This window comes from Acidovorax sp. KPB24-07 (assembly GCF_057543315.1).
This window is the reverse complement of sequence record NZ_BAAJYS010000446.1, coordinates 1-2,530: the sequence shown is the minus strand read 5'-3', so window position 1 is coordinate 2,530 and position 2,530 is coordinate 1. Positions and strand designations below refer to the sequence as shown.

3 protein-coding genes are annotated in these 2,530 nt (G+C 71.7%); 2 read left to right on the top strand and 1 reads right to left on the bottom strand.

Annotation, left to right across the window (positions count from 1 at the left end):
* The coding region (gene xdhA / locus AC27IQ_RS22340; protein WP_487090842.1) for a xanthine dehydrogenase small subunit at nucleotides 1–1,319 on the bottom strand (1,319 nt) is incomplete at its 3' end.
* A 238-nt stretch (nucleotides 1,320–1,557) separates the two neighbouring features.
* Here xdhA and AC27IQ_RS22335 point away from each other — a divergent pair.
* Both AC27IQ_RS22335 and AC27IQ_RS22330 read left to right on the top strand, forming a co-directional pair.
* Nucleotides 1,558–2,196 (top strand): flavin reductase family protein, encoded by a 639-nt coding sequence (locus tag AC27IQ_RS22335; RefSeq protein WP_272551489.1) that lies wholly within the window; start codon nucleotides 1,558–1,560, stop codon nucleotides 2,194–2,196.
* 160 nt (nucleotides 2,197–2,356) lie between these two features.
* The coding region (locus AC27IQ_RS22330) for a helix-turn-helix domain-containing protein (RefSeq protein ID WP_487090843.1) at nucleotides 2,357–2,530 on the top strand (174 nt) is incomplete at its 3' end.

Sequence of the window (2,530 nt, the reverse complement as noted above, 5' to 3'; positions counted from 1 at the left end):
CAAAGTGCGGCCTCGGTCTGCCGGGCCCGCGCGGGCGTGGCGGCGACCCCGCCCGCGCCGATGCGGGCGCGCCGCACCCGGCCGTCGGCGATGTCGAGGTTCAGCACCAGGCACACGGCGGAGATGTCGTCGTCCAAGCGCTTGGACACCTTGTAGGCCGCCAGCGATTCGCCCGGCGCGGGCAGCGGCACCTCGATGCGCACGAGCAGCTCGTCCGGCGCCATCACGTTCTGGCGGTAGCCGGTGTACAGGTCTTCCAGCGCCAATGTGCGTTCGCCGCGCAGGCTGGCCAGCACCACGCTGGCGCCCAGCGCGATCAGCAGGGGCATGGAGTCGCCGATCGGCGAGCCGTTGGCCACGTTGCCGCCCAGCGTGCCGGAGTTGCGCACGGGCAGCCCGGCGAAGCGCGCGGCGAAGCGGTGCAGCATGGGCCAGTGGGCCTGCAGCGCATCGAACGCGTCGGCCAGCGGCACGGCCGCGCCGATGGACAGCCGCCCGCCCTGCGTGCCCATGCGGCGCAGCTCCTGCGCCCGCGTGACGTCGAGCATCTGCGCGAACTGGCGGTGCTGCTTGGTGATCCACAGGCCTACGTCGGTGGCGCCGGCCACCACCTGGGCGGTGGGGTGCGCGGCGCGTGCGGCCAGCAGTTCGGCCAGCGTGGCCGGGGCTAGGTACGCGTCGTCGGGCGTGGGCGCCGGTTTCGCCAGGGAGGCCAGCTGCGGCAGCAGTTGCGCTTCGTCCACCTGCATGCGGGGCAGGGCGGCCATCCGCTCGGCCGCGTCCAGGATGGGGCGGTAGCCGGTGCAGCGGCACAGGTTGCCCGACAGGTCGTGCACGGCCTGCTCGCGCGTGACCGGGCGGCCCTGGCACACGTGGTTCTGGTACATGCCGAACAGGCTCATCACGAAGCCCGGCGTGCAGAAGCCGCACTGCGAGCCGTGGCACTGCACCATGGCTTCCTGGGCGGGGTGCAGGCCCGGCGCGCTGGAGGGGGCGCCGCTGGAGGGCGGGGTGGCGGGCGGCGCGGGCTGGAGCAGCGGGTCCTGGTCCAGGTCCTCCACCGTCCACAGCGCCATGCCGTCGATGGAGTGGGCCAGGCGGATGCAGCTGTTCACGGCCCGGTAGCGCACGCGGCCGTCCACGGCCTCGCCCAGCACCACGGTGCAGGCGCCGCAGTCGCCCTCGCCGCAGCCTTCCTTGGTGCCGGTGTGGCCCAGGTCTTCGCGCAGCACCTCCAGCAGGGTGCGGTCGGGAGGAACATGGGCCAGCGTCACGGGCTGGCCCCGGCGGATGAATCGCAGCGGGCGGGAGGTGGTCATGCGTTGTGCGGTGCAGGGTTCGGTCGTTGGGGCCAGTGTGCGCGCCATGTCGGGACAGGGTAGGGCCCCGGGGGGTGGCGGCGCATATGGGCGAGCGTATAACGGCCATGCGCCGCGCGCCATGCCCGGGACACCGGCCGTTGCTTTGGCACCTTTTACTGCCTTCGCCTGGCACGGATGCTGCGTCCCTTCGTGGCGCCATGCCAAGGTGGCAGGCCGCAGACCCCAAGGACACCGGATGGACATCGATTTCTCGCAACTCGGCGCCTACGAGCGCTACAAGCTGATGGCCAGCCTGATCGTGCCGCGCCCGATCGCGCTCATCACCACCCTCGGGGAGGACGGCACGGTGAACGCCGCGCCGTTCAGCATGTTCAACATGCTGGGCGAGGACCCGCCGGTGCTGATGGTGAGCATCAACCGGCTGCAGGGTGGCCGCCTCAAGGACACGGCCGCCAACATCCTGCGCACCGGCGAATTCGTGGTGCACATCGCCGACGAGGCCATGGCCCAGCGCATGCATGCCTGCGGCGATGCGCTGCCGCCGCACGAGAGCGAACTGGTGCATGCCGGCCTCACCCCGGTGCCCTCGCGCAGCGTGGCCCCGCCGCGCATCGCCGAGGCCCCGGTGGCGTTCGAATGCGTGCTGCACGAAACCATGGAAACGGCCAGCCGCTACGTCTTCATCGGCCGCGTGCAGTGGCTGGGCGCGCGCGAGGGCCTCGTGGACACCGAGCGCTGGCGCGTGCGGCTGCAGGACTACCACCCGGTGGGGCGGTTCGGCGCGAGCTTCTATGTGACGACCGGCGACCGCTTCTCGCTCGACCCGGCGCCGCAGCCGGGCGCCGCGCGTTCGACGGCCATCGACGAGATCTGACCACCCGCGACGCCGCCTCGGTAGTTGCCTGGCTCGCGGTCGCGCGGCCTCGGCGCTACAGTGCGATGTCCCCTTGCCTTCTTCACTGCGCCTTCGCTCCGCCACCGGCAGGCCCGGCGTGCCATACGCGTTGGCGTATGGCTGGAATGCCCCCACCCTTATGAGAGACCAAGCCCTTTTCGACAAGATAGACCTCCATCTCATAAGGGTCTTGCACACCGTGTTGACTGAACGCAGCGTATCGCGGGCCGCCGTGCGGCTGGGCATGCACCAGCCGGCCGTGTCGGCGGCGCTGCGCCGCCTGCGCGACCTGGCGGGCGATCCGCTGCTGGTG